The organism is Candidatus Sulfotelmatobacter sp. (genome assembly GCA_035498555.1).
GTDB lineage: Bacteria > Eisenbacteria > RBG-16-71-46 > RBG-16-71-46 > RBG-16-71-46 > DATKAB01.
This window is the reverse complement of record DATKAB010000028.1, coordinates 1-22,748: the sequence shown is the minus strand read 5'-3', so window position 1 is coordinate 22,748 and position 22,748 is coordinate 1. Positions and strand designations below refer to the sequence as shown.

Below are 22,748 nucleotides of genomic sequence, written 5' to 3'. Positions count from 1 at the left end.
CCTGTTCGGGCGCCATGTAGGCGGCGGTGCCGAGCAGCGTGCCGTCGAGCGTGCGCGCGCTGGTGTCCTGCGCGTCGGACTTCTCGGGCACGCGCAGCTTGGCGAGCCCGAAGTCGAGCAGCCGCACGCGGCCGTCGCCCGCGATCATCACGTTCTCGGGCTTGAGGTCGCGATGAATGATGCCGCCCGCGTGGGCGGCGGCCAGCGCCTCGGCGAGCGCCAGCGCGACCTCAACCGCACGGGCCGGCCTGAGCGCACCGCCGCCGAGCGCCGCTCGCAGGCTCCCGCCCTCGACCAGCTCGGTCACGATGTAGGGGCGTCCCTCGTGTGAGCCGACGTCGAACAGCGTGACGATGCCGGGATGCTGGAGCGATCCCGCGGCGCGCGCCTCGCGTTCGAAGCGCTCGAGCCGCTCGGGATCCTGCGCGAACGTGGGGGAGAGCGTCTTGAGCGCGACGTCGCGCCCGAGCCGCGTGTCGCGCGCGCGAAACACCTCGCCCATGCCGCCGCTCCCGAGCGGCGCGAGCACTTCATAGGGGCCGATGCGGGTTCCGGTGGCGAGCGACATGGCGAACGATCATAGCGCAGGATCGAGCGCCCGCCGCGCCGGGCACTACTTCGCGGTTGCGGCTCCTGCGCCGAACACCGTCACCACGCCCTGGTGCCAGAGGCTGTCGCCACCCGCGGCGACACGAATGGTGTCGGCGAACGATCCGCCGGCGCGCCATACCACGCCCTTGCTCGCGATCGCGCGGTCCGCCCACACGCCCCACCACCGGCCGCGCGCAATGCGTTCCTCTCGGAACCGATCGGGTGTGATGTAGAGGCTCTCGGGTATGCCGAGCCCGCCCTCGAAGAACGGCACGTGGTCGCCCGGCGCCATCAGCAGGCGATTGTGGTACTCGGGATGGTAGTAGCCGAAGTAGAGCAGTGAGTGTGGCTCGGCGTGCACCACGAGATCGCCGGCGTGGGCGCGCGCCGCGAGGAACTGGCCGGCCTTGCCGGTGAACACGGCTTCGGGATAGCGCGACGGATGGAGCGCACCCTTGGCCGCGAACGCCACCAGCGCGAGAGCGATGAGGACGCGCACCGGCGCCCACGGAAGCGATTCGAGGCCATACGCCACGAGCAGCAGCCACAACGGCAGGATGAAGAGTCCTTCGCGCGGCAGGATCACCACCCAGGTGCGCGTGGCGAGAGGCGAAACCAGCAGCAGAATCCAGAAGAGAATCGCGATGCGGCGCGTTTCCCTGCGCGCGAGGGGGATCAGCGACAGCAGCAGCATCGGGATGAGAGCCAACCGCGAACCGAGGCCCATCACGCGCCACAGGCCGGCGAGCGTGGAGAGACTGGGGAAGGCGAAGAAGCGCCCACCGCTCTCGCGGGCGAGTTGCGCCGAGAGATTGGGGAGGAGCGGCGCGAACAGGGCGAACACCGCGAGGTTGATGAGCAGCCAGCGCCCGGACTTGGGCCAGTCGGGGCCGATCATCACGAAGATCGGCACCACGACCGCCATCCATACCGTGAAGGTCTCGTAATGATTCCAGAGTCCGAGCGCGGCGGCGAGCACGTAGCCGTAGGCGGCGAGCGCGTGACGCGTGCGCATCCACTGCCAGGCGAATCCCACCATCGCCAGCACCAGGAACCACTCGAGCGAATACTCCTCGATCTCCTGCGAGTACTGGATGTGCACCTGATGGAGCGCGAGCAGGAGGCAGGCGAGCAGCGCCGCGCGAATGCTCAGCCAGCGGCGGCCGATCGCGAAGGTGAGCGCGATCGCGCCCAGCGCGAACACGATCGAGAAGGTCTTGTGCCAGATCGCGCCCGAGCCGCCCCAGTGCGTCCACACCCAGCGCATCACGAACTGGAGCGGCGGATGGATGTCGGCCGCGACCAGTCGCAGCAGCCGCGCGAGCGGCAGCCGGCAGACGTTGATGATGTAGATCTCGGCGAACCAGGCCGGCGTGGTGAAAGCGAAGTAGAAGCGCAGGCCGGCGGCCAGCAACAGGATCACGCCGAACGCGGCCCACTGCCACGGCCGCGGCGCGGGAATGGCCGCTGTGGGTGATGCGCGCTCCGCGCTGCGGAGCGCTTCGGGTGGCGTCACGCGTGCATCCCGAATGAATGGGGCACTGTGTCAAGAGCGTACGGGCTCGTCCCCGCGAGTTCAACCGGCCGGGGCTCGACGGGCGCGCCACGGCGATGTAACGTTCGCGCGGTCGTCCCGTCCGCCCGCGACGTGCGGTGCCGTCCGGCGCGGTCGCGAGCCTGGAACCCCATCCCCGAGGTCGGTGTGTGGTCCACCATTGAAGCGAAGGTGTTGCGCGGCGAGCGCCTGAGCCCCGAAGAAGGGGTCCACCTGCTCGGCGAGGCGCCGCTGCTCGAGCTGGGCGCGCTGGCCAATGAAATGCGCGCGCGTCGGACCGACCCCAGGGTCGTTACCTACGTCATCGACACGAACCCCAACTACACCAACGTCTGCACCGTGGACTGCCACTTCTGTGCCTTCTACCGGAAGCCGAACTACGTGGGGCCCGACGTCTACACCCACGACGTCGAGGGCGTGATGGCGATGATGGAGCGCGCGCACAAGCTCGGCGCCACCACGGTGCTGCTACAGGGCGGGCTCAACCCTTCGATTCCCTGGGAGTTCTATCCGGCGATCGTGCGCGAGGCGCGCAGGCGCTATCCCGGCATCACGCCGCACTTCTTCTCGGCGCCCGAGATCCACCAGATGGTGGAGGTGTCGGGCCTTTCGATCCGCGGCGTGCTCGACGCACTCGTCGAAGCGGGCCAGCGCACGCTGCCGGGCGGCGGCGCCGAGATCCTGGCGAAGCGCGTGCGCAAGCGCATTTCGATCAAGAAGGGCGGGCCCGAAGCATGGCTCGACGTGCATCGCGAGGCGCATCGCGCTGGCATGCGCTCCACCGCCACCATGATGTACGGGCACGTCGAGACCAACGAAGAGATCGTCGAACACTTCGACTACGTGCGCGCGTTGCAGGACGAGACCGGCGGCTTCACCGCGTTCGTGCCGTGGAGCTACAAGCGCGGCAACACTCCGATGGAAGCGAAGGTGAAGCACGTCGCCGGCTCGTCGCGCTACTGCCGCGTGCTGGCCGCCTCGCGGCTCTACCTCGACAACTTCGACCACATCCAGGCGTCGTGGTTCAGCGAGGGCAAGAAGACCGGGCAGGTGTCGCTGCAGTTCGGCGCGGATGACTTCGGCGGCACGCTGTTCGAGGAAAACGTGCACCTCGCCACCGGCCACGTGAACAAGACCACGGTTGCCGAAATCGAGACGCTGATTCGCGAGGCCGGCTACACGCCCGCCCAGCGCACCACGCTCTACGAGATCCTGCGCGTGGGCGAAGGGCCCGAGGCGCTCGCGAATCTTTCTGCCGACGTACCGCTGTTCGTCGAGAGTCTGCGCGAGCTGCCGGCCGAGTACCCCGCTCATCTCGAAGGGGAGGCCCCGGCCGACGGGGGGAATGGCTCGACCCGAGCGGGCCCGCTGATCCTGCCGACGTGAGCCCGGCGGGCGCCGTGGCCCTGGCCCGCCCGGTGCGGGTTCGGCTGGCCGCCGTCTTCGCGCTGCTCTCGCTCGGCTTCTCGCTCGTCAGCCTGTTCCACTGGGACGCGTTCCGCCACGCGTCCGTGCTCGGCCTGTTCACCGTGTTCGAGCGCCACGACATGCACGTCTACTTCCTGTCGAGCGCATGGGTCCAGGGTCAAGGGACGCTCTATCGCGAGGTCGCGTCCGAATACCTCCTGCCGGCCAACCTGCTGTTCGGCGCGGTGCGCTTCGTCTCACGATTCGTGCCGGTCCTGGCGGATCCGTTCGACCGGTTCGCCTGGCTCTGGGTGAGCGTGACCTTGCCGCTCTACCTGTTCGTGCTCTACCGGCTGATCACGCGCTATCCGCGGCCCGCGCCGCTCCTGTGGCTGACGCCGGCGGCGCTCCACTTCTCGCTCTACCGCTTCGACGTCTATACCGTGGTCGCGATGTTGTTCGCGGTCGAGGCCATCCGCGCCGATCACCTGCGGCGCGGCGCGCTGCTGCTCGGACTGGTCAGCGCGCTCAAGGCTTACGCGCTGTTCCTGGTGCCGGCCTACACGATCTACGTGTGGAGCCGGCGACCGGTTCGAGAAACGCTCGAAGTGCTGGTGCTGCAGCTCGCGCCCTTCGTGCTCGCCAATCTGGTGGTGATCCTGTTCGCCGGCCGCGACGGCATGCTCTTTCCATTCCGCTTTCAGGCGATCCGCGGGCTGAACGGTGAGAGCGGCTACGACGGAATCGCCTATCTCACGGGGCCGGCGCTTCCCGCGCTGATCGCCAGAGCGCGCTGGATTCCGCCGCTCCTGCAGGCGGCGTCCGCGCTGGGGGCGGCCGCGTTCCGGCCGCGCCGCTTCGAGGATCTGCTCCGCGCATTCCTGTTCGCGCTCGCCGGGTTCGTCAGCTTCTCGGTCTTCTACTCGCCGCAATTCGTACTGTGGCTGGTGCCGTTCGTGGCGTGGTGGACCTGGCCGCGGCTGTCGGTCGCCGTGGTGGCGTTGTCGTGGATCACGTTCGCGTACTTCCCAATTGCTTACTTCCGCCGCGAGCGGCATCCGGGATTGTTCCGCGCCTTGATCGTGACGGTGACCGCGCTGCGCTTCGCGCTGATGGCCATGGCCGCGCGGCCGCCGAAGCCGCCACCCGCGTCGAGCGCCGCGTGAGCGCGGTCGAGCTGGCCGGCCGCTTCCTGCGCTTCGGGCTGGTCGGAGGCTCGGGCGTGCTGGTGGACATGGGCGCGTTGTACCTGCTCCACGACCCGAAGCGGCTGGCGCTGCCGTTGGTCACCGCCAAACTGATCTCGGCGCAGCTTGCGATCTTCAACAACTTCACCTGGAACGAGATCTGGACGTTCGCCGATCGCGCCGCCTTGAAGCCCGGCGCCGGCGCGAGGCTCGCCCGCTTCGCGCGCTTCGAGGTGATCTGCCTCGCCGGCGTCGCGATCACCGTGGCGGTGCTGACCTTCTGCGTGCGACAGCTCGGGCTCCACTACCTGATCGGCAACGCGATCGCGATCGGGGTCGGGACGGCGTGGAATTTCGCGATCAACCTGCGCTGGAACTGGGCGGCGCCGCGGGCGAGCGGGGCGTGATCGCGCGCCTCATCCGGCTCGGCCTGTGGGCCATCGCGCTGGCCGCGATCGGCGCCTTCGTCGCGCTCTCGGCGCGACGCTTCGGCTGTCCGATCGAGCTGGGGAACGGCGAAGGCATGATGATGGACAGCGCCATCCGGCTCGCCCAGGGGCTGCCGCTCTATGTTCAGCCGACGCTGCATTTCATCCCGTTCGTTTACATGCCGATGTTCGCGGTGCTGGTGGCGCCGCTGGTCAAGCTGATGGGACCCGAGCTGTGGCAGGGGCGGCTGGTGGACCTGCTCGGCGTGCTCGGTTTCGCCGCCGCGGCGTTCGAGATCGTGCGCCGCGAGACCCGCAGCGCGCTGTTCGGCGCGGCGAGCGTCGCGCTGTTCCTGATGGGCCACGGCATCACGCGCGGCGGCTACGACGTGGTGCGCCCCGATCCCGTGATGCTGATGCTCGAGTTTGCCGGACTCGCGGTGCTGCGCTTCCGCGCCGATCGCTCGGGCGCGATCTGGGCCGGCGCGCTCACCGGACTCGGATTCTTCGCCAAGCAGCACGGGCTGCTGTTCGGATTCGCGGGGCTCGGCTACCTGCTGTTCCACGATCGGCGTCGCCTGCTGCCCTATGCGCTTGCGCTGCTGGCGGTCGCCGGTGGCGGTTATCTGTTGCTGACGCTGTGGCTCGGGCCGTGGTTCCCGTTCTACACCTACGACGTGCCGCGACACTGGTCGCAGATCTCCCGCGGCCGCATCTTCGTCTACCTGGGCGACGTGCTGGTCGGGAAGTTCGGCGCGCTCACCCTGCCCACCGCGATGGCGGTGACGCTCGGGCTCGTGGATCGCGCCGAATCGGGCGAGCGAGCGACCCACGGCCGCGAGTGGCTCTGGTACTGGGCGGCGCTCGGCGGCATCGGCACCGGACTGCTCGCGACGCTCGACCCCTACGCCTACTTCCACACGCTGATGCCGACCATCGCCGCGTTCGCGGTGGCCGGCCCGATCGCGCTTCACGCATTGGCCGCGCGCCTCGAGGGCGGCGCGCCGATCGCCGGCGCCGGAAGCATGGGCGCTCGCGACGCATCGCGTCCGGTCTCGGCGGTCGCCTGCGTGGTGCTGGCGCTCGCGTTCCTGCCGCTTCTCTATCCGATGCGCACGCTGCTGCCGCGGCCGGGGGCCGCCGCGACGCGTCGCGACTACGTCGAGAAGCTGCGCTCGCTCCCGGGGCCGGTGCTGCTCCCGTTCCACGGCTATTTCACCACGCTGGCCGGGAAGGGCACCGGCATGTGCGTGCTGCCGCTCGACGACGTGGTGCGTGCGAAGGGCAACGCGCTCCTGAAGCGCGACCCGCGCTACTTCGAGCGCATGTTCGATTCGCTGCGCGCCGGACCCAATCGGCCGCTGATCGTGAGCGACACGGTGTTCGCCAAGTGCGGCGACGCCTCGCGCTCGATGTGGGCCTCGCTGGACGGGCCCTACGCCCAAGCCGGCGATCTGGGTGAGCTGACGGAACGGCTGCGTCCTTTGGCGGGGAGCCTGAACGCCCCCACCTGGATCTACGTGCCGGTCGATTCGGGACGGAACGCGGCCAGGCCCTGATGCCGTCGGGCGCGCACCGGGCGCCGCGCGGCGGCGATCCGGGCCGGGCGTTTCGCACGGCCTGGGTGAGTAGACCCTGCGCCTCGCAAGCCCGCTCGGGGCGCGGTCGTGCGCGATCGATGTGGAGCGGAGAGCGCCCGGCGCGGCCCGCTCCGTGCACACTAATGTCACTTGTCGGGACACCCCGCGATCACTAGCATCGGGGCATTCGGGAGGGTCGGTCGTACCCCACGACGCCCGCCAGCCTCCGGAGATCCATTGAACCGCAACTTGCCACGACGCCCGGCCGCCGCCAGGTGCGCGCTGCTCGTCGCGCTCGCCGGCACGATCCTGTTCGCGCCCCGCGCGCACGCCACTCCCGTCGTCCCCGGTCAGTTCGTGGTCGAAGACATCGCGCCGGGCGCGAACTTCGACACGCCCACCAGCATCGCGCCGCTCCCCGATGGCCGCATCCTGGTCGCCGAGAAACGCGGACACGTGTGGATGGTGAAGAACGGCGTCAAGCTGCCGAATCCGGTGTGGGCCCACGACAGCGAAGTGCTCAACTCCTACGACCGCGGACTGCTGTGCGTCACCGTGGATCCGCACTTCTACCAGAACCACTACGTGTACCTGCTCTACACGGTGGATCCCGACTCCGACAACGTCGAGGACCAGCTCGACGCCTTTGGCCGGCTCTCGCGCTTCACCATGAGCACGGCCGACACCAACGTCATCGACACCACCACGCGCGTCGTCTTGATGGGCGATACCTGGAGCCACGGCCCGCTGATCGCCACCGGCTCGCACACGATTGCCTCGCTGCGCTGGGGCACCGACGGCAGCCTGCTCATGTCGGTGGGCGACGGCGCCGACTTCACCGTCGGCCCCGACGCCGGCGGGCTCTACCCGCAGGACTTCGTGCCCGGGCGGACCAATCCGGCCGAAGACATCGGCTCGTACCGTTCGCAATACATCAAGAGCCTGTGCGGCAAGGTGCTGCGCATCAATCCCGCCGACGGCCACGGCTATCCGAGCAATCCCTTCTACAACGGCGATCCCACCGCGCCCCAGTCCAAGGTCTGGGCGTACGGCTTCCGCAATCCGTTCCGTTTCTGCGTGCGGCCGGGCTCGGGCGCCACCGATCCGGGCGCGGGCAATCCGGGCGCGATCTACATCGGCGACGTCGGCTGGAACGACTGGGAAGAGATGGACGTGTTCACGGGCGGTGGCCACAACTTCGGCTGGCCGTGCTGGGAGGGCCCGGTGCAGCAGGCGGAGTACTGGCCGCTCGCCCCTTCGCACCTCGGCTGCGACTCGATTGGCGTCGTTCCCGACGATCCCTCGCCGGTCACCACGCCGGCCGCCGACTGGCATCATCGTCTCGACTACGCCGGCAATCCGCCGGGCTTCCTCGGCAACTGCTCGATCGGCGGCGTGTTCTACAGCGACACGCTCTACCCGGCTCAGTACCGGGGCAAGTATTTCCACGGCGATTACGGCCAGAACTGGGTGCGGGTCGCCACCATGTCGCCGACCAATCAGCTGCTGTCGTTCGACGCGTTCGGATCCAACATGGACGGCCCGGTGGACTTCCAGCTCGAGCCCGGCACCGGCAACATCCTCTACGTCGCGATCCTCGCCAATCAGGTGCGCCGCATCCGCTACACCGGCCCGATCGGCGGCGACACGCCGCCGGTGGCGATCGGGAGCGCCACGCCCACCGTGGGCCCGGCGCCGCTGCAGGTGCAGTTCAACGACTCGAACAGCTACGACGCCGACGGCGACTCGCTCGCCATCACCTGGATCTTCGGCGATGGCAGCGGCACCACGCAGCGCAATCCCGAGCACACCTACGCGCAGGCCGGCGACTATCAGGCGCTGCTGATCGTGGACGACGGTCGCCAGGGCGAGTCGCGAGACACCGTGGTGGTGCTGGTTTCACCTCTCACCACCTTCCCCTCGGCGCCGGTCATCGACAACTTCAATCGCGCCGACGGGCCGCTCAGCTCGCCGTGGACCGCGGATGTCGGCGGGCTCGGGGTGTCGGGCAACCGCCTGGTGCAGACCTCGGGCTACGGCTTCCCGATCTACGACCAGATCTTCGGCCCCGATCAGGAGGCTTACATCACCTTCAGCACCATCACCGGCAGCGCCGCGCCCGAGCGCGACCTGGTGCTGAAAGCGCAGGGCACCAACGACGCGGTGGCGCACATCGAGGTGCGCTACGACGCCACGCTCAACCAGGTGGATGTCGGCACCTACGATCCGGCCAACGGCTGGCTGGTGCAGGGCACGCCGATTCCCGCGACCTTCGCGGCCGGCGATCGCTTCGGTGCGCGCGCCTACGCCAACGGGCAGGTCGAGGTCTACCAGAACGCCACCCGCATCGGGGTGCGGAATCTCACCGGCTGGCCGCAGACCCAGAGCGGCGGTCGCATCGGATTGACGCTCGACGCCGCCAACAAGGGCAGCTTCGACGATTTCGGGGGCGGCGACGTGGTGTTCGCGGTCAATCATCCGCCCACCGCGCACATCACCAGCCCGGTCGACAGCACCTTCTACGTCGTGCCCGAGACCATTCTGCTGCGCGGCACCAAGGGCGACGTCGAGGATTCGCTGAGTCAGCTCCAGGTGCACTGGGGCGTGATCCTCCATCACAACAATCACGTTCACATCGCGCTCGAGTTCGACGGCGACAGCGCCCAGTTCGCGACCATCGATCACGACGACGGGACCGGCGTGTACTACGAAGTGAAGATGGTGGTGACCGACTCGGGCGGCATGCGCAGCGACACGATGCACGTGGCGGTCTTCCCCGAGGCCGACCTCGAGCCCTCGGCGATCACCACCGACGCCGGCACTCTCGGCGCCGGTGTGCCCACCCAATTCAGCTTCGAGATGCGCAACCACGGTCACCTGCTGGCGCACACGTCCCACTGGCAGCTGCTGATGGACAATCTGACGCTCGCTCAGGGCGACACCCTGGTCCTGCCGCTCGACAGCACGTTGGTCTCGTTCACGGTGCCGGCCAACACCTTCAGCTCCGGCATGCACACGCTGCGCGCGGTGCTCGACACGCTGAACTCGGTGGTCGAGACCAACGAGAACAACAACGTGGTGGTCCAGTCCCTGGCGGTGCCGGGCGGCAGCACCGCGGTTGGGAGCGGATTGCCCACCGTGCTGGCGCTCTCGCAAGGTCTGCCCAACCCGTCGCACGGCGAGGTGCGCTTCGCGCTCGACCTGCCCCAGAGCGGCGATGTGAGCTTCCAGATCCTCGACATCCAGGGGCGCGAGGTCCTGAACCAGACGCCGCGCACCATGGGGGCGGGGCGCTGGAGCCTGCACTGGGACGGCCGGATCGGCGGCGCTCCCGCTCCCCCCGGGCTCTATCTGGCACGGGTGAGGGTCGGCGGCCGGGTCATGATCCGGAGGCTTGCGCTCCTTCGGTGATCAGCCCGGAGCCGGACCGACCGCGGCCGGCGCCCATTGACTTGGAGGGCGCGCGCGCCGAACATGACCCGGCTCACGGCCCTCGACAGGGCCGCCCCCGGTTCGTCTTGCACCACGCCTTCCGCGTGCCGCAGCCGGGATTCCGCATCTTGCTCGCGCCGGAGGGGCACTCGTGTCGGGTCGTGCCGTTGCGCTCATCGCGCTCGTGTGGCTGGGCGCGAGCGGGCTCGCCTCGGAAGCCGCGGCGCTCCCGGTGGTGCCGCCCAGCTTCGCCGTGGACGACGCCGCGCCCGGTGCGGTCTTCCTGGTGCCGACGGCGATGGCGTTCCTGCCCGACGGGCGCTTCCTGGTCGCCGAGAAGCGCGGCCGGGTCTACGAGGTGCGCGACGGGATCCGCCAGCCCAATCCGCTCTGGGCGCACGAGAACGAGGTGCTCGACGAGCACGACCGCGGGCTGCTCGGGCTGGCGGTGGATCCGAACTACTTCGCCAACCACTACATCTATCTCTTCTACTGCGTCGATCCCGACTCCGACGGCAACGATCTGAACGACGACGCGTTCACGCGGCTCACGCGCTATCAGGTGGGCTTCGCCGACTCGTCGGTGGTGGACAGCAGCACGCGCACGATTCTGCTGGGCGTGGACTGGCCCCACGCGCCGATCTCGGCCTCGCCGTCGCACCTCGGCGGGTGCCTGCGCTGGGGAACCGACGGCAGCCTGCTGGTGTCGGTCGGCGACGGCGCTCAATTCGATCTCGCCGACGCGGGCGGCAACGATCCCGGAGAGTTCGGCCCCGGTCGTGCCGACCCGTATCAGGACGTGGGAGCGTTTCGCGCGCAGGACATCCTTAGCCTCAACGGCAAGATCCTGCGGCTCGATCCCGCCAACGGCCTCGGCTACACGAGCAATCCCTACTACGATGGCGATCCGGCTTCGATTCGATCCCGCGTCTGGTGCTACGGACTGCGCAATCCGTTCCGCTTCACGGTGCGGCCGGGAAGCGGCGCCTCGAATCCGGCGGCGGGCGACCCCGGCTCGCTGTACATCGGCGATGTCGGCTGGAACAACTTCGACGAGATGGACATCGCGCCCGGCTCGGGATTCAACTTCGGCTGGCCGTGCTACGAGGCGCTCCACTACAACAACTCGTATCAGATCGCGAATCCGGCTCACAGCGGCTGCGGCACCACCGGCACGCCGACCAACCCCTCGCCGTTCACGGCGCCCGCCACTTCCTGGAGTCACGGCATTCCCGATCTGAGCGATCCCCAGGGATTCACGGGCAACTGCTCGATCGGCGGCGCGTTCTACACCGGCACTCGCTATCCGCCGATTTATCGCGGCCAGTACTTTTTCGCCGACTACGGGCAGAACTGGATCAAGGTGTGCGTGGTGGACTCCGCCGACGACCGCGTGCAGCTGCTGGACTTCGGTAGCTCGCTCGACGGCCCGGTGGATTTCGCGGTGCACCCGCTCACCGGCGACCTCTACTACGTCTCGATCACCAATCAGCAGGTGCGCCGGATCCGTTACACCGGCACCGTCGATGGCAATTCGCCGCCGGTGGCTGCGATCAGCGCGGCGCCCGCGCTTGGCGCTGCGCCGCTGCGCGTCAGCTTCTCCGCCGCCGGAAGCGTGGATCCCGACGGCGACCCGCTCGACTATCGTTGGCTGTTCGGCGACGGCACCGCCGGCACGGGCCTCAGCACCAGCCACCTCTACAATTCCTTCGGGATCATCACCCCGCAGCTCACCGTCACGGACAGCCATGGCGCGGTGGACGTGAAGACCGCCGAGCTCGGCATCAGCCCGCCGGGCACCGGCTTTCCGACCACCAACATCCTCGACGACTTCAATCGTCCCGATGGGCCGGTGGGGCCTCCGTGGGTGGACAACACTGTCGGTCTCTCGATCGTGAGCACGGTGCTCACCACCGTGGCCCCGACCAACACGACGGTGTGGAACGGGGCGAGTTTCGGGCCGAAGCAGGAAGCGTTCATGACCCTGGTCGCGCCGATCGAGGTCGGGGAGGAAAACCTGATGCTCAAGGTCCAGGGCACGAGCTGGTCCACCGGGCACATCGAGGTGCGCTACGACCCGGGCGCTCGCACGGTCACGGTCAACACCTACGATCCCGGGCAGGGCTGGTTCGGTCGCGGCATCGCGTCCGTCACATTCCTGCCCGGCGATCAGTTCGGTGCGCGCGCGGATTCCGACAGCGTGGTGGTGTTCAAGAACGGGGCGAGCGTCGCGAGATTCAGCCTGGGAGAGTGGCAATTCGCGCACAACGGCGGACGCATCGGGATCACCGCCACGGGGCTCCAGAATGGCGGCCTGATCGACAACTTCGGCGGTGGCGACGTGGTGACGATCACGAATACCAGGCCGGTCGCAAAGATTCTCCAGCCTGCCGACGGCTCGACCTACTACGCGAGCCAGACGATCGACCTTTCCGGGACCGGCCAGGACGCCGAGTCGCCACCCGATCAGCTGTTCTACGAATGGATCGTGGATCTCCTTCACAACAATCACATCCATCCCTCGATCTACGACTTCACCGGCAGCCAGGCCGCATTCACCGGCATGAACCACGACGACGGGACGGGAGTGCATCTGTTGATCAAGTTCACGGCCACCGATCCGCAGGGTTACGTGAGCGATACGGCCTATGTCTCGATCTGGCCCGAGATCGACCTCAGGCCGGGGGAGATCGTCGTGACTCCGAGCCAGCCTGCCGCGAACAGCAGCACGCAATTCTCCTTCGCGATCCACAACGACGGCCGGATGCCCGCGCCCATCTCGCACTGGGTGCTGAGCGCCGGCCATCAGGTGATCGCCCAGGGCGATACCGTGGTCAACGCCCTCGACAGTCTCACGCAGACGATCACGGCTTCGCTGGGCGTGCCGGGCTTCGTCACGGTGCGGCTGACCGCCGATTCGCTCGGCGCCGTGCACGAGACCAACGAGGCCAACAACGTCAGCCTGCGCACCGTGGCCGTGACGCGCGGTCTCGCCGATGCGGCCGAGGCGCCTCCGGCGCGTCTCGAGCTTTCGCTGCCCTCGCCGAATCCGAGCCGCGGGCCGGTGAGCTTCGCGCTCGCGCTTCCCGAGGCTGCCGAGGTCGACTTGAAGGTGCTGGACTTGCAGGGCCGGTTGATCTACGAGGAGCCGCGCCGGCAGCGGCAGCCCGGCCGCTGGACCCTGGCCTGGGACGGGAACCTGGCCGGCCGCCGGCCAGCACCGGCGGGGGTCTACCTGGCCAGGATTCGGGTGGCAAAGGAGAACTTCACCCGGAGGATCGCCCTGATCCGGTGACCCCGAGTCCGGAAGTCACTCGGGGATTGACGTTTGACCCGTCCATGACGGACCATTGAGCCTGGCTCCGCGCTGGTCCCCACCCGGCAGGCTGGAGGTTCGGCGCTGTTCCGCGCGTACCCCGCGGAAAAGTATCTGAACTCGACCCAGCTTGATCCGGAGGTTTCTCGATGCGCGGCCGTCGGTTCGCATTGCTTGCACTCGCGCTGCTTGGCAGCGCGACTCTCCCGGCCATTTCGCGAGCCGTCACGTTCCCGACCAACTTCGCGGTGGACGACGCCGTGCCCGGCGCAGGATTCAACGTGCCCACCAGCATCGCGTTCCTTCCCGACGGCCGCTTCTTCGTGGCCGAGAAGGCCGGTCGCGTATTCGAGGTGCGCAACGGCGTGAAGCAGTCGAACCCGCTCTGGGACGGACAGAACGAAGTGCTCAACGTGAACGACCGCGGGCTGCTGTGCGTCGCGGTTGATCCCCACTACTTCGTCAATCACTTCATCTACCTGCTCTACACCGTCGACCCCGATTCGAACGGCGACGACAGCAACGACGACGCGTTCGCGCGGCTGACGCGCTACACCGTCAACTTCACCGACTCGTCGTCGGTGGTCGCCTCGTCGCGCACCATCCTGCTCGGCTACAACTGGCCGAATGGACCGTTGTCGGCTTCGCCTTCGCACACCATCGGGGCGATGCGCTGGGGCGCCGACGGCAGCCTGATGGTGTCGGTGGGGGATGGCGCGCAGTTCGACAGCGCCGACAAGGGTGGCCAGGACGCGGGGGCGTTCGGCACCGGCAAGACCAGCTCCAACGAGGACATCGGCTCCTACCGATCTCAGGACATCACCGGGCTCGACGGCAAGGTGCTGCGCCTCAATCCGGCGAACGGCCACGGCTACGCCAACAACCCCTACGCCAATTCCAACCTCGCCTCGCCGCAGTCGAAGATCTGGTGCTACGGGTTGCGGAATCCATTCCGCTTCAACCTGCGCCCCGGCACCGGCGCCGCCGACACCTCGGCCGCGCAGCCGGGCACGCTCTACATCGGCGACGTGGGCTGGAACACCTGGGAAGAGATGAACGTCTGCAAGGTCCCGGGCGTCAATTTCGGCTGGCCGTGCTACGAGGGCCTCGGGCCGCAGGGCAGCTATCAGGCGTTGAGCCCCGCGCACAACGGTTGCAACTCATTCGGCTCGGCCACCAATCCGGCGCAGCCCACCGCGCCGCTCGCCACTTGGAACCACGGCGATCCCTCGCTCGGCACGCCGGCGGGCTTCTCGGGCAACTGCTCGGTCGGCGGCGTCTTCTACACGCGTACGTCCTACCCGGTGCAGTACCGCAATCAATACATTTTCGGAGACTACGGGCAGAACTGGATCAAGGTCGCGACGCTCGACGTGAACGACAACCTGGTCGGGATCACCGATTTCATCTCCAACGCCGACGCGCCGGTGGATTTCGCCACCGACCCGATCAGCGGCGACGTGTTCTACGTCTCGATCACCACCAATCAGGTGCGCCGCATCCGCTACACGGCCTCGACCGGCGGCAACACGCCGCCGGTGGCCAGCGCCAACGGGACCCCGGTGTCGGGGCAGGCGCCGCTGACCGTCAACTTCACCAGCGCGGGCACCATGGATCCGGACGGCGATCCGTTCACGCTGAGCTGGGCGTTCGCCGATGGCACCGGCTCGACCCAGGCCAATCCCACGCATACCTACGCGAACGCCGGCGTCTACAACGCACAGCTCACGGTGACCGACAACCGCGGCGGTACCGACATCCGTTACGTCACGATCACCGTCAATCCCACCAGTGGCCCCTTCCCCAGCACCCAGGTGCTCGACAGCTTCAATCGCGCCAACGGCCCGATCGGCAGCCCGTGGACCGACGGCACGGTGGGGCTTCAGATCGCCAACAACGCGCTGGTGCAGTCGGGGCAGACCACTTCGAACTCGGTGGTCTGGAACGGGGCCACGTTTGGCGCCAATCAGGAGGAGTACTTCACGTTCTTCAACTCGTCGGCGTCGGCCTCGGAGGAGAATCTGATGCTCAAGGTGCAGGGCACCACCTGGAGCACCGGTCACATCGAGGTGAACTACAACGCCGCGCAGCAACGGGTGTACGTCAACACCTACGCCCCGGGGCAGAACTGGATCGGCCGCGGCTTCATCTCGAACGTGATCTTCAACTCCGGCGATACGTTCGGCGCGCGCGCGGACTCGGTCGGTAACGTCGAGGTGTTCAAGAACGGCGGCAAGCTCGGGCAGATCTCGGTGGCGGGATGGCCGTTCGCGACCGGGGGCGGGCGGCTCGGCCTCACGCTCACCTCGCTCAACGGCTCGATCCTCGACAACTTTGGCGGCGGCAACACCATCAACAACGCCAACACCAAACCGGTCGCCCAGATCCTGCTGCCGCACGACGGCGACGTCTACTGGGCGGGCGAGACCATCAACCTCTCCGGCACTGCGACCGATGCGCAGTCGCCGACCGACTCGCTCACTCTCAACTGGGTGCTCGATCTGCTGCACAACAACCACGTCCATCCGGCAAGCTGGGTGTTCACCGGGCCGACCGCGTCGTTCCTGGGTGTCAACCACGATGACGGCACCGGGGTCCACATCAAGGTGAAGCTCACGGCTACGGATCCGCAGGGACTGGTGAGCGACACGGCCAGCGTGTTCATCTGGCCGGAGCTGGATCTCGCGCCGTCGGCGGTGACCGTGACGCCCGACCCGCCGATCGCCACCCAAAGCGCGCAATGGAGCTTCAAGCTCTACGATTCGAAGCGCATGCCGGCGCCGATCTCGCACTGGGTGCTGCGCGCTGGTAACAACCTGGTCGCGCAGGGCGATACCATCGTCGCCGCGATGGACAGCGTGACCATCAATGTGACCGCGCCGGCACCGGCCGCCGGTGCCTACACGCTGCGGCTGGTCGCCGACTCGCTGGCCGCGGTGCACGAGACCGACGAGACCAACAATGTGAGCATGCGCTCGCTCACCGTGAATCCGCTGCCCGGCAACCATCCGCCGGTGGCGGCCGCGACCGGCAGTCCGCTCTCCGGCCAGGCGCCGCTCACCGTCAATTTCTCGGGCTCGGGCTCGACCGATCCCGACGGCGATCCGCTCACCTACGCGTGGACGTTCGGAGACGGAGCGAATGGGAACGGCGTGTCGACCTCGCACACCTACGCGAGTGCCGGCACCTACACCGCCTCGCTGACGGTCAACGACGGCCGCGGCGGGAGCAACAGCGCCAATCTCACCGTGACCGTGACCACGCCGCCCAACCAGTTCCCGCAGACCGCGGTGCTCGACAATTTCAATCGGGCGAATGGCGCGGTCGGCGGCTCATGGGTGGATGGAACCGCCGGGCTCACCGTCAACAGCAACGCGCTCACCCAGACCCAGACCGACAACTCGACGGTGTGGAATGGCGGCAGTTTCGGCGCGACCCAGGAGATCTACTTCACGTTCGCGGCCATCAACAACTCGGCGCCCGAGCACAATCTGATGCTCAAGGTGCAGGGCACGACCTGGAGCACCGGGCACATCGAGGTGGCCTACAACGGTCCGCAGTCGCGCATCACCGTCAACACCTACGCCCCGAATCAGGGCTGGGTCGGACGCGGCACGATCAGCAACGTGACGTTCGCGGCCGGCGATCGATTCGGCGCGCGCACCGACGCGAGCGGCAACGTGGACGTCTACAAGAACACCACCAAGCTCGCGACCGTCAGCGTCGGCAACTGGCCGTTCGTGGGGAGCGGCGGCCGGCTGGGCCTCACGCTCACCGGCACCAGCGGCACGCGCATCGACGACTTTGGCGGCGGCACGGTGACCGGGGCGCCGGTGCCGCAGCCCGATCTCCAGGTCTCGGCGGTGACGGTGACGCCCGATCCGCCGACCGCGACCCAGAGCGCGGCGTACAACTTCAAGCTCTACAATCGGGGCAGCGCCAACGCCGGCACCTCGCACTGGGTGTTGAGCGCCGGCTCGACGCTGCTCGGCCAGGGCGACAACGCGGTCAACGCCGGCGACAGCGCGAGTCTCAGCGTCAACGCCAGCATCGCCAGCGCCGGCACTTACGTGCTGCGTCTGGTCGCCGACTCGCTGGGCGCGGTGGCCGAGAGCATCGAGACCAACAACGCGAGCGTCCGCCCGCTGACCGTCAATCCGCTGCCTGGCAATCATCCGCCGGTCGCGGTGGCCTCGGGCAGCCCGACCACCGGCACCGCGCCGCTCACCGTCAACTTCTCGGGCTCGGGATCGAGCGATCCCGACAGCGACCCGCTCTCGTACGCGTGGGCGTTTGGCGATGGCGTGAACGGCAACGGGCTCGCCACCTCGCATCAGTACGCGGCCGGAAACTTCTTCGCGATCCTGACCGTGACCGATGGGCGCGGCGGCAGCGACACCGCCGGCGTCAACGTGAGCGTCACGCCCGCGGCCACCGGCTTCCCGCAGACCGCGGTGCTGGACAACTTCAATCGCGCCAACGGAGCGATCGGCGGCTCGTGGGTGGACGCGACGTCGGGCCTCACCATCAACAGCAACCAGCTCGCCCAGACCGTGACCACCAACAGCACGGTCTGGAACGGCGGTACCTTCGGTGCGGTGCAGGAGGCCTATCTCACCATCGCCACCGCCGGCACCAACGTTCAGGAGCAGAACCTGATGCTCAAGGTGCAGGGCACGAGCTGGAGCACCGGACACATCGAGGTCGCCTACATCGCGGCCGACGGCAAGGTCTACGTGAACACCTACGCTCCAACCCAGGGCTGGATCGGGCGCGGCTCGGTGGCGGCGTCATTCACCACCGGCAATCAGTTCGGAGCGCGCGCCGACGCCTCGGGCAACGTCACCATCTACAAGAACGGCGTCTCGCTCGGCACGCTGTCGGTCGGCAACTGGCCGTTCGCCGCGAGCGGCGGCCATCTCGGCCTGACGCTCACCGGCGCCTCGACCGCACGCTACGACGACTTCGGTGGCGGGACCGTTCCGGGCACGGCGATGATCGCGACACTGCCGGGCGAAGCGACGCAGATGCTGCGCACCGTGCCGTTGCCGACCTCGCTGGCGCTCTCGAGCCCGTTCCCCAATCCCACCGACGGCTCGGTGTCGCTCTCGCTCGACCTGCCGCGGGATTCGCAGGTGGGCTTCGAGGTCTACGACGTGCAGGGTCGCCAGGTGTGGGGCGCCGAGTCGCGCGCCTACAATGCCGGCCACTGGACGCTGCGCTGGGACGGCATGACGGTGCGCGGTCGCGCTGGCGTCGGCATCTATCTCGCGCGGGTCAGGGTCAACGGGGAGACGATGATGCGGAGGTTTGCGGTGGTGAGGTAGAGGGCCTCCGAGGAGCGGCGGTCACCGCCTGGTGCTCGCCGCTCCTCTGATCCCGCAGGTCTCAAGAGTCACCTGTTCTTCCCCAGCTTCACGAACGGCGGGGTGAAGAGCATCACGCCGAACTCGAATTTCGATCCGCCCGACCCTCGAATTTACGGCAACGCGGCGAGCTTGGGTTCGGCCGGGCCCAGCTCGAACCACACCACGATGAAGCCGTCACCGCTTTCGTAGCGACGCCAGTGGGTGATGTTGAGCGCCGGATCGCGCGAGGCTTCGAGCGGGTGCGCGACCAGGTCGGCCCATCCGGGCCACGCGCGCGAGGGGTCGCGGAACACCAGCAGGACGTTGCGGAACTCGCAATGCCTTCGGCACGCCGCCATGTCTTCGGGGCGGCGCGACAGGTGGATCACCGGCCGGCGCGCCTCCCACGCCAGCTCGGGGCCGAGGTTGCACATCACCGGCTCGCCCTTCGACACCTGCTGGTTGAGCAGCACCGCGATCTTGAGCAAGGTGAGCGCGCCGGGAGTGCCGCGCTCCTGCGAGAATCGTCGTGCGTCCGCGAGGCCGCGTGAAGTCTGCAGCGTTCCCCACACCAGCACGATCCCGGCGACGAGGAGCGAGAGCACGCGCCGGGCGCGGGGCGAGAGCCCGGCGTTCTGCCAGTGCGCGAACAGGCCCCAGCAGGCGAGCGTCCCGGCGGCTTCGAGCAGCACGCGCGCGGCGAACACATTCTTCAGCCAGGGAATCGTCGCCGCGGCGAAGCCGAGACTGATGGCCGCGATCGCCACCATCACGACGCCGGCTAGCGCCTGGGTGCGCTGGGGCTTGGCGACCGCGAGCCAGGCGGGGAGCGCGATCACCCACAGCGCGCGCGGTCCGATCAGCAGTCCGGAAATCAGCGCGGGCAGGTTGCCCGCGACCTTGCGCGCGAGCGGCGCCCACGCGGCGAGCCCGCGCGGGAAGTCCGGAAGTTCGGGCAGGTGGTAGATATCGAACCCGCTCATGCCGCGAACGCCGTCCCAGATGACCAGCCGCGAGAGGTCGGCGATCGGCGATCCGAACGCGCGCGTCTTGTAGATCCACCACGGGAGCAGCGGCAGCGCGAATCCGACCACGCTCCAGATCGCGACGCGCACTCGCCGCTCACGCGGAGCGTCGAGCGCGGCCGCGGCGATCAGCAGCGGCGCGATCGCGTAGCCCGCGAACCGGAAGCTGGTGGTGAGCCCAAGCAGCAGTCCGTACAGCACCGGCCACTTGTGAGCACGGCCAAGCACCAGCGCCGCCATGGCCCCGATCAGGCCGAACGCGAACGGCAGGTCGCTGGCCGGACTCATCGCGAAGTGCTGCGCCTCGGGATCGAGCAGGAACGCCGTACCGATCACGAAGCCGCCGGCCGCGTGCCAGCCGTTCGAGAGGTCGGGCGCCAGGCGCTCGAGCAGATGACGAGCGCCGATCCCCAGCGAAACGCCGGCCATCACGAAGCACATGAACGGGAACGAGAGCAGCAGCCATTCGCGCTGGTCGGGGCGCGCCCACGCGCCGTAGTGCGAGCCCTCGCGGTTGACGGGATTCGGAAGCAGCTTCTCGACCAGGGCGTCGATTCCGACCATGCCGGGCTGGATCATGGCGAGGGGCCACGGCGGCCCCGGGCGCAGCCCCAGCTCGATCGGAAGCGCGAACGGCGTGTCGAGCAGGCCGTGCTGCGCCAGCTCGCGGCCGGCCAGCGCGTATTGCGACGTGTCGTAGTTGAGGACCGGCGAGCGCCGGCCCAGGTCCCAGGCCTCGGCGTGCAGGATCCAGAGCAGGATCCCGGCGAACAGCAGCCCGAGATTCATCAGCGCGTTGGGGAGCGACATCCGTGTCCTGCGCACGCCGCAGACTAGCATGGGCCGCGGTGCGGCGCGGTTGCGCCGCCGATGAGCCCGGTTGCGTCGCACGGCACCGATCGCCATGCTGCGGGCGTGAGCGCCGAATTCATCCACCGCTTCGTTCCCGGCACGCGCGACGATCTCACGCTGCTGCTGCTCCACGGCACCGGCGGCAACGAGGACGATCTGCTGCCGCTGGGCCCGATGCTGGCCCCGGGCGCCGCGGTGTTGAGCCCGCGAGGCCGCGTGCTCGAGCACGGCATGCCGCGCTTCTTCCGGCGGCTCGCCGAGGGTGTGTTCGACGTGCCCGACCTGATCGCGCGCGCGGGCGAGCTGGCGCGGTTCGTCGGTGAGGCCGCGACGCGCCACGGCTTCGATCCCGGCCGTGTCGTCGCGGTCGGATTTTCGAATGGGGCCAATATCGCGGCTGGATTGCTCCTGCTCGAGCCCGCCGTTCTCGCCGGCGCGGCCCTGATCCGGCCGATGGTGCCGCTGCGGCCCGAGACGCCGCCACAGTTGCGCGGCCGCGCGGTCTTGATCGCGGCGGGCCGCCGCGATCCCACCGTGCCGCGCGGCCAGACCGACGCGCTGGCGGCGATGCTGCGCGAGGCCGGCGCCGACGTCGAGGTGAGCTGGAGCGATGCCGGCCACGAGCTGGCGCCGGGCGACATCCGCGCCACGCGCGAGTGGCTCGAAAAGTACTTTCCCGCGCGGCCGGTCTGAGCAATGATCAGCGGGTCGTGTGACTCTCCCCCGAGTCAGGAAGAGCCATGTACGAAACGCCGCCCGAACGATTCGGGCGAGCCCGCGGCACGTTCCGCGGTCTGCTGATCTTCGCCAGCGTTCCCACCTCGATCGCGGGGCTGTGGCTGCTGATCGTGACCACTACCGTTCTGCCGGCGCGCGACCCCGCGCACGTTCAGACCTGGGCGGCGGTGATGCTCGGTTGCTTCGGATTGGTGGGGCTGAGCGCCGCCTACTTGCGGGCCGCGACGCCGGGCACCACGTTGCGCTCGGCTCTGATCACGCTCTCACTCGCCGCGCTGGCGTTCGGGCTCTATGCGATCGCGAGCATGACGCAGGCGCCCGCCAGCCGGTTCGAGGGCTACGTGCTGCTGATCGGCGCGATTCTCGCCGGGCATGGACTTGCCGGGCTGCTCTCCGGGATTTCGGGGATGAGATCCGCGCGGGCGCGCGCCGCGGTGATCGCGCCAGGCCGCTCGTTAGATCACCTCGAGCGGCGGCAGGGCGCTTAGAACTCCAGCCCTCACTGCGCTCCGGTAGAGATGCTCGAGCGCGCGCTTCCCGGTGTCGCCCATGTCGAGCGTCAGATCGTTGACGTACATGTGGACGAAGGTCTTTCCCTTCGCGACGTCGAGCCCGCGCCCGAACTGGAGCGCGTAGCGGATCGCTTCGTCCTCGTGGGCGATCGCTGCCACGATGCTGGCGCGGAAACCCTCGGTCGCCGCGCGCATCAGCCCGGGGCCGAGATCGCGACGCACCACGTCGAGCCCGAGCGGCACCGGCAGTCCGTCCCGCTGCTTCCACAGCTCGCCGAAATCGAGCACCTTGACCAGGCCCTCTTCGCCGTAGGTGAGCTGGCTCTCGTGGATGATCACGCCGGCGTCGAACTCGCCGGCCGCGACGCGTGCGGGAATCTGGTCGAACATCACCTCCACGGGCAGGCACTCCGGGCATTCGATCCGCAGCAGCAGCGCCGCGGTGGTGAGCTTGCCGGGGATCGCGACGCGCTTGCCGCGCAGCGAGTCGAACGAGCGCTCCGCGCGCGACACCACGATCGGCCCGTAGCCGAGCCCCATCGAGGCTCCGCAGCTCATCACCGCGTATCGGTCGGCGAGATGGGCATAGGCATGGGCCGACACCGCCGTGATCTCGAGATCGGCCGAGTCGATCGCGCGGCGATTCAGGCTCTGGATGTCCTGGAGCACGTGCTCCACCCGGCAGCCTGGAATTGCGGCCAGGCCGGTGTGGAAGCCGTAGAACATGTAGGCGTCGTCGGCGTCGGGGCTGTGCCCGAAGCGGATCGTCCGCAGGGT

The 22,748-nt window shown here is 68.6% G+C and carries 13 protein-coding genes; 9 read left to right on the top strand and 4 right to left on the bottom strand.

All coding sequences use genetic code 11. The features are described 5' to 3' along the window. Positions 1-568, bottom strand: a 568-nt coding sequence (locus VMJ70_03045; protein HTO90086.1) for a serine/threonine-protein kinase, incomplete at its 3' end; no start/stop codon positions are given. A gap of 45 nt (positions 569-613) precedes the next feature. Then, positions 614-2,107 carry a glycosyltransferase family 39 protein gene (locus VMJ70_03040; protein HTO90085.1) on the bottom strand — a complete coding sequence of 498 codons (1,494 nt, stop codon included), beginning with the start codon at positions 2,105-2,107 and terminating at the stop codon, positions 614-616. Positions 2,108-2,293: 186 nt separating this feature from the next. Between VMJ70_03040 and mqnC the strand changes: the two genes are divergently transcribed. The 7 genes from mqnC to VMJ70_03005 all read left to right on the top strand — a co-directional run bounded on the left by mqnC (position 2,294) and on the right by VMJ70_03005 (position 18,823). After that, positions 2,294-3,532: a cyclic dehypoxanthinyl futalosine synthase gene (gene mqnC, locus VMJ70_03035; GenBank protein ID HTO90084.1), complete on the top strand. Its 1,239-nt coding sequence runs from the start codon at positions 2,294-2,296 to the stop codon at positions 3,530-3,532. 14 nt (positions 3,533-3,546) lie between these two features. Beyond that, positions 3,547-4,719, top strand: coding sequence for a hypothetical protein (locus VMJ70_03030; protein HTO90083.1), 1,173 nt, complete (start codon positions 3,547-3,549; stop codon positions 4,717-4,719). Next, on the top strand, positions 4,716-5,147 hold the full coding sequence (locus VMJ70_03025) for a GtrA family protein (protein ID HTO90082.1): 432 nt from the start codon (positions 4,716-4,718) through the stop codon (positions 5,145-5,147). Before VMJ70_03030 ends, VMJ70_03025 begins: the two co-directional genes overlap by 4 nt. Continuing rightward, a complete protein-coding gene (locus VMJ70_03020; protein ID HTO90081.1) occupies positions 5,144-6,727 on the top strand; it encodes a glycosyltransferase family 39 protein in 1,584 nt (527 codons plus the stop codon). The genes VMJ70_03025 and VMJ70_03020 overlap by 4 nt, the downstream gene beginning before the upstream one ends. A 258-nt stretch (positions 6,728-6,985) precedes the next feature. Continuing rightward, on the top strand, positions 6,986-10,159 hold the full coding sequence (locus VMJ70_03015) for a PQQ-dependent sugar dehydrogenase (protein ID HTO90080.1): 3,174 nt from the start codon (positions 6,986-6,988) through the stop codon (positions 10,157-10,159). 172 nt (positions 10,160-10,331) lie between these two features. Then, positions 10,332-13,475, top strand: coding sequence for a PQQ-dependent sugar dehydrogenase (locus tag VMJ70_03010; protein HTO90079.1), 3,144 nt, complete (start codon positions 10,332-10,334; stop codon positions 13,473-13,475). Between the two features lie 170 nt (positions 13,476-13,645). Then, positions 13,646-18,823, top strand: coding sequence for a PKD domain-containing protein (locus VMJ70_03005; protein ID HTO90078.1), 5,178 nt, complete (start codon positions 13,646-13,648; stop codon positions 18,821-18,823). 152 nt (positions 18,824-18,975) lie between these two features. Here VMJ70_03005 and VMJ70_03000 read toward each other — a convergent pair whose 3' ends face one another. Continuing rightward, the gene (locus tag VMJ70_03000; GenBank protein HTO90077.1) at positions 18,976-20,694 is read right to left on the bottom strand and encodes a hypothetical protein; all 1,719 of its coding nucleotides are present in this window, start codon (positions 20,692-20,694) and stop codon (positions 18,976-18,978) included. A gap of 45 nt (positions 20,695-20,739) precedes the next feature. Between VMJ70_03000 and VMJ70_02995 the strand changes: the two genes are divergently transcribed. Both VMJ70_02995 and VMJ70_02990 read left to right on the top strand, forming a co-directional pair. Beyond that, positions 20,740-21,414: an alpha/beta hydrolase gene (locus VMJ70_02995; protein ID HTO90076.1), complete on the top strand. Its 675-nt coding sequence runs from the start codon at positions 20,740-20,742 to the stop codon at positions 21,412-21,414. 47 nt (positions 21,415-21,461) lie between these two features. Beyond that, a complete protein-coding gene (locus VMJ70_02990; protein ID HTO90075.1) occupies positions 21,462-21,947 on the top strand; it encodes a hypothetical protein in 486 nt (161 codons plus the stop codon). Here VMJ70_02990 and VMJ70_02985 read toward each other — a convergent pair. Continuing rightward, on the bottom strand, positions 21,915-22,748 hold an 834-nt coding region (locus VMJ70_02985; protein HTO90074.1), incomplete at its 5' end, for an MqnA/MqnD/SBP family protein. The genes VMJ70_02990 and VMJ70_02985 overlap by 33 nt on opposite strands.